This window comes from Hydrotalea sandarakina (genome assembly GCF_003254115.1).
GTDB classification, from domain to species: Bacteria; Bacteroidota; Bacteroidia; order Chitinophagales; family Chitinophagaceae; genus Hydrotalea; species Hydrotalea sandarakina.
The window spans coordinates 1-6,219 of record NZ_QKZV01000018.1 but is presented as its reverse complement, the minus strand read 5'-3'; the positions used below and the strand labels follow the sequence as shown (position 1 = coordinate 6,219).

Below are 6,219 nucleotides of genomic sequence, written 5' to 3'. Positions count from 1 at the left end.
TTATCAATGATAATTTTTGGGGCATCTGAAACTGATTTGTCGTAACTATAATTCCACTTTAAAATATCAGCATAAGAAATGTTACGATGTTTTTGAATAATTTGGATGTAATTTACCTTGCTAAAATTCCTGTCTGTCTTTGTGCAGGAATAAATTGCTGCGGTCAATAAAATTGCTGCAACAAAAATTTGCAAGTGTCTTTTATAAGAACGTTGTTGAAAATTCTTTTTCATGTTAATTTGGTTTTAGGTGTGTCAAATTACTATTGATTACAACACAAATATTACTGCTAGTAAAGTTGGCAGTGCTATTGATAATAAAGTTCTTTTATAATTTTGCTAATGTTTATTTTACCCTCCCATGCCTAACACTCATGGGGTCAGATGTTCAGCTGGTTATTGGAATTACTAGTATGCAGCGGAATATCCCATCATTATATGGCCATTATAACAAGCAGGCAGTCCATTTTTAGCTTTACCGATAAACACTACTATTATTGGTGTACCTCAAATAATAAATAACAAACATAATATTCCGCATAATAAAAAACAAGCGTATTTCTACGCAATTTTTATGACAAAATATTCCTTATAATCAACCTAACAAATTAACCAATCTACCAAAACTGAAGCATGTATTATTACAAGCCAAAAGTAACTTTCAGCAATAGCATGCGTTGTCGAAGGGCATAAAAACTATTCGCCAGCATATTACCGTTTACCGAATAAACCCCAAAATTGGCATTGTTAAGTAAATTATATACCGCCAGTGATAACTGTGCTTTTAAAGCAACCACATTTTTCTGAATTATAAAATCTAAAAATAAACTGTGTGTGTCTGCACTATTGTTATTATGGAAAAAATAACTTTCTGCTTTTACCGTACAATCTGTTTTTTTCAATATAAAGCAATGAATACTGCCATTTTGTTGCCAACTAAATTGTGATAATCGATATGCTGATAAAGCTGCTAACCCTTTACTAATTGAACCATTCAAGTTACAAGTATAATCAAAAGCCCAAGCTTGTTTCAGCTTTTTATAGGCCGTAAGTTTTACCTGCCAGGAATGATTTTGATAAGCATTCAAACTATCATTTACTAATTGTAACCAATTTCCATTTTGCCAAGAACCTGATAACGACAAAGTAGTTTTTATAGGGAATATATATTGGCTAATCCCGGCATTCATTTGAAACTGCCGAATGGTATTGACATATGGCAAATGACTTACTTTTTGAAAATTTTGCAATAAGGTTGTGTTTACTATGAAATTATTTTCTTGTCGAGAATAATCTATACCAACATGATAAAACAATATTTTAATGCTTCGTTTGTTATTGAATTGTACACTAATACTTTGCTGTTGCTTTTCCCCAAAAGGAATAGTATTGTTCTGTAAAGTAAAATAATTCCGAATAATAATTCCTGGAAACAAATCGGACAACTGAGCCGACTGAGTATTATTTCGCAAGCTTAATTTCACATCACCTTCTTGCCCAACTTTCAATGTAAATTGTGCATAAGGATTAAAATATAAATTTCTGTTTAAGGTATCACTTGTGTAAACTATGGAATTTTTGAATTGTAATATTTGATAATTGAAAGGCAACGAAAAACTAACGGAATACCTGTTGCGTATCCAATTCACTTGATAACTTCCAAAAAATTGGTATTGATTCCAATGAATTTGGTTAACACTACTATCATACACAAACGGCATATTATTATAAGGCATTATGGCAATGGCACTATTTAACTGTTGCCAAAAACCTGCTGCCGTTAATTGAAAGCTTTGTAATATATGCCTACCTGTTAACCGATATAGTAATGTTTGATAACTAAGAAAAGAAGGGTTTTTTATGGTTTGTAAAGCATTATAAACCGAACTGCCATTTACCGGAAAAATACTATCCTGCACTGCCGGATTCAATTGCAAACTTTCAGGCTTTTGACGGTATGTTTGTATGGCTGTAAATTCAATTATTCCCTTCTTCAACATTGGCTTAATAACATACAAGCGATTCGTTAAACTGAAATTATTTTGCTGCAACAACTGCGCCGAAGCTATTTTATTAATAGAAAGTTGCGTTTGAATGGTATTTTGTTCTCCTGAAAGAAAGAGTTGATCAGATGCATAAAACTTTTGATTATTGTTTACCCATTGCAAGTTCAGCCATTGCCCGGCCGTATTTACTACATTGTATTGATTGGTAATGTATTGAATGGTATCAGCACGCAAAAAATAAGCAGATGCGTTGGTATATTGCTGCGTTTGTTGTTGATTCCAATAATACCCATTGCATCGAATTTGAATATTGTTTTTTGTTTTCCATAAATGATTGGTATTAAGCATCATTCCATTATTCAGTAAATACCTTCTTTCTTCTAATGGCGGTGTAACATAATTTTGATCCAGTAAAAAATACGTGTTAACATCATTAATATCATTTATCCAACTAAAATTGTTGTGTGCAACAATATCGGTGGAAATATTGTTACCCGAATTATTCGCTGCAAAAGTTTGTATGGCTTTATTGCGGTTAGACAAGTTTAACCGACTGAATTTTAAGTCATAAATATTCCGATAGCCTGCACCTATTTCAGCTTGTTGAATAGGTTTTATTTTGGCTTTATCTTTCAAAGCCACATTTAATGAAACACGATTACTTAACTTATTTTTTTGCAACACTTTAATAGGTTCATCGTGTTCAATTACCTGTAATTTTTCAACCATATCAGCGGCAATATTGTTTGTAGCTACATTATACCGATCGTCTAGTAAATTATCCCCATCAATATAAAAATTGGTAATTGCCTTCCCATTATAAAAAATTTTTCCGTTTGCATTTACTTCCATACCAGGTAGTTTTTTTATAACATCACCAATGGTTCTATCATCTTTTTGTTGAAAATCTTTTATCCGATAGGTAAGTGTATCATTATTTTGTATAATAAATGGAAAACGATTTTTTACAGTAACCGGTGGCAACTCCGCATCAACAGGTTGCAGAGCAAATGCTTTATGCATTTGGAAATAATTTACTGGTACAACTTGTTGCTGAAAATGCAGTGCAGTTATTTCAACAAGCAGACTATCATTCCTTCCCATAGAGGTATCACTAATATTAAAAGAACCTGCAGTATCGGTAATAGCGAATTGTAGAATAATTTTAGTATTCTTTTCTAACAATAAAACATTAGCACCCACTATTGGTTTTTGATGAGCAGCATCTACAACTTTTCCTTGTATGGTTGTTTGTGCCTGCAGTGCTGAATACAAAAAGAAGCACAAAACACTATACATTATGTGCTTCGCTATATGCATACACTGAATATGATGATTTAATTATTCTTTTTTAATTCAATTGGATTACCATTTTGCTGCATGAATGTTGTGTCGTTTAATTTTCGGCCATTCAATTGTACATTCGAAATTTGAATTTGCATACCGCTCATTGCTACACTATTGTTTTGAGCACCTTGCTCATAAGCCAATTTCATTTTATCAAAATCTTTTTCAGTGGTAACAATCGCATTGGCGGGCAATTGTATATTTCCCAAATTATTGGCCTGTACTAACCACCTAAAATTAAATTGCACTTCTTTGTTTGCATCATAAGCTTCTAATATTAAACCGGGCAAACCATTCAACTTCCATGGGCCAAAGGAAAGAGGTATTTGCGTAGTAAACCATGCAGTATAAGTACGTCCTCTAAAGTTAGTTATAGCACTTTGGCAATCATATGCATCAATTTTCTTGGTATTTTTTTGAATTTCCCATTTAGGTAATGTTCCTTTATCGGTTATTAAATAATAGGTATTGCGGTAATTCTCTACCAATTGTAATTGCTTGGTTATTCGATTAAAAAAAATGGTTTCCTTATTAGCAGCCACTACCATTCCCAAGTCAATATTAGTTGAACCATTGCGCATGGCATTTTCAAATTTTTGTTGCATCATCGAGTCTTGCAATTTAGCAGTAAGACTATAATATTTGCTTATATTATTGCCATATTCCAATACCATTTGTTCTTTGTGCAGGTAACCCGTTTGTAAATTAGTTTTATGCACAAACTCATACGTTACCCTTCCAATGGCTGTATTGGCAGTTTGGCAATCCGCATAAACACCTAAGCATAGAAACCATAGAAAATAAATGAATTTCATAACTTATATTTTGATGATTTTAAAAATACTTGGCAGGGTACAACTACATATTCCCCGCCAAGTTTATTGATTAACGAAAACAACCATTTGAGCCAGTTCTGCTATAAATATAATTTGCTCCGGCTTGAGCTAAATCTTGATAGCTACACCCGTTACAACTTACAGTGAAAGTTAAAACTTGCCCACAACCATCAGTTACTGAAACCTTGATTGAATTAGGTGGAAAAGAATTAGAGCTTTTAGCAGAAACATTCATGAAAACACAACTACTCAATAATAAAAATGACATTAGTAATTTTTTCATAAATAAAAGTTTAATTTTTACCCTCCCCTGCCTAACACTCATGGGGTCAGATGTTCAGCGGATTTTTTAATTGCTTGTCTGCAAGGGGTAATAGCTGTTTATTGCATGGCCTTTGTAACAAACAGTATTCCCTGTTTTTTACCGGTAAATGCTATTATTGGTGTACATCAAATAATATAAAACAAACTTAATATTCCACATAATAAAAAACAAGCGTATTTCTACGCAATTTTTAAAAAATAATACAAAAAAAATGGTAATTATTAAATAAGCTAATTATTAAATAAATATGTATACTTTAATAAATTAATATATACGTATGAAAATTGTTAAAAGCTTTACTGTTAATAAGTCGCTAACAGTTTTAACTGTTACCCCACCTGATATTACTTTATAACATGTTTGTTTAGCAGGACCACAACTTGCGGATTGTGCATGTACTTTGTTACTTTGTAACGTCAATGCATTTGCGAAGAATGGGATATTTTTTCTATTGCTCAACATTCGCACAAATGTACAATTAATAAAAAATGAGCAGCAGATATTTGTCTGCTCATTTTTTTGCAAATGTACAGTTGTAAGCAGTATTAGTAATTGTACTCTAATTTAATTTGTCCTTTTTTTGCTTTATATGATTTGAAAGTTAAATTAATATTTTTATTATAATAATCATGTATATATATTAAATTGCCTGTATAGTTTGGGGGAATTTTATAAGTATCCAGCTGAGTTGTATCATCTGTTGTATTGCTTAAAATTTTTAACTGAAAGGCCGTGGTTTCTCCATTTCCTAATTTTAAATTATAAAAGATACTATCTACATTTTGTACTGATATTGAAATTATATTTGATTGATTACAAGACATTGAAGCAATTGAAATTATAATTACTATTGAACTATGTATTTTTTTTAAAAGCATAAATACGATGTTTTATTGATTAGTAGGTATTAATTGAGTTGTACCTGGTACAAAACCATTTCTGCATGAAGCACAATTCGGGTTATATTTAGGAGACTGAGTATAATCTAATGGACTTAAATATTTTAAAACACCATTAATAAGAGCATTATAAATAATGTCAATCAATTGAGAGTGAGCTGTTAAGCCGTTAGCTATTGCTATACCTTTATCGTTATTATACAAGTCCATATCTTTTTCTTGGTATAATGCTGCGGGTGTTTCTGATTCGTGAGCAATTCCATACTCTCTTGCCTTATCAGGGTTTGAAGACAATGTATTTAATGCCATCCAATACGCATGCCGAAATGCATCAGCTTTAGTATTTAAATATGGATTTGGATTTTGTGGAGTCTGTATGAAAGGAAATCGAGCCGCAGTTTCTGATTTTGCTTTTTCGGCGTTATCTTTATAACGTAAAGCATAAATTGGATGATTTCTTATGAACTGTTTTTCAGCAGCTGTTAAGTGATTCCCTCCATATATGCCCTCATCATCAATGTTAATTGAAAAATAATTCACAAGCCATGTATCATCATTCCACCAAACGTTGCTTTTGTCGCCAAAAATATCATGCCTAATGTTAAACTGAACATAATCTTGGCTTGAATTCAATAATTCAAAATGCATTTGAGAGTTTAAAATAGCATTTGTTATATCTGGTTCATTAGAGAGATAATTATAAATCTGATAGGCATAGTGTTGATGTTGTATAATCCAATCGCTATAAAACTCGTCTAATTGCATAGTAGATACAAGGTAATTAAATGCAGTGGGGCTTAATTCATA

6 protein-coding genes are annotated in these 6,219 nt (G+C 31.8%); all 6 read right to left on the bottom strand.

Annotation, left to right across the window (positions count from 1 at the left end; genetic code table 11):
* The coding region (locus LX80_RS14220; protein WP_146250559.1) for a hypothetical protein at nucleotides 1–233 on the bottom strand (233 nt) is incomplete at its 3' end.
* Nucleotides 234–640: 407 nt separating this feature from the next.
* Nucleotides 641–3,325 carry a carboxypeptidase-like regulatory domain-containing protein gene (locus LX80_RS14215; protein ID WP_146250557.1) on the bottom strand — a complete coding sequence of 895 codons (2,685 nt, stop codon included), beginning with the start codon at nucleotides 3,323–3,325 and terminating at the stop codon, nucleotides 641–643.
* A gap of 17 nt (nucleotides 3,326–3,342) precedes the next feature.
* A complete protein-coding gene (locus LX80_RS14210) occupies nucleotides 3,343–4,167 on the bottom strand; it encodes a GLPGLI family protein (RefSeq protein WP_111297313.1) in 825 nt (274 codons plus the stop codon).
* A gap of 70 nt (nucleotides 4,168–4,237) precedes the next feature.
* Nucleotides 4,238–4,471: a hypothetical protein gene (locus LX80_RS14205; RefSeq protein ID WP_146250556.1), complete on the bottom strand. Its 234-nt coding sequence runs from the start codon at nucleotides 4,469–4,471 to the stop codon at nucleotides 4,238–4,240.
* 587 nt (nucleotides 4,472–5,058) lie between these two features.
* Nucleotides 5,059–5,391: a hypothetical protein gene (locus tag LX80_RS14200; RefSeq protein ID WP_146250554.1), complete on the bottom strand. Its 333-nt coding sequence runs from the start codon at nucleotides 5,389–5,391 to the stop codon at nucleotides 5,059–5,061.
* Nucleotides 5,392–5,403: 12 nt separating this feature from the next.
* The coding region (locus tag LX80_RS14550) for a DUF6973 domain-containing protein (RefSeq protein WP_111297310.1) at nucleotides 5,404–6,219 on the bottom strand (816 nt) is incomplete at its 5' end.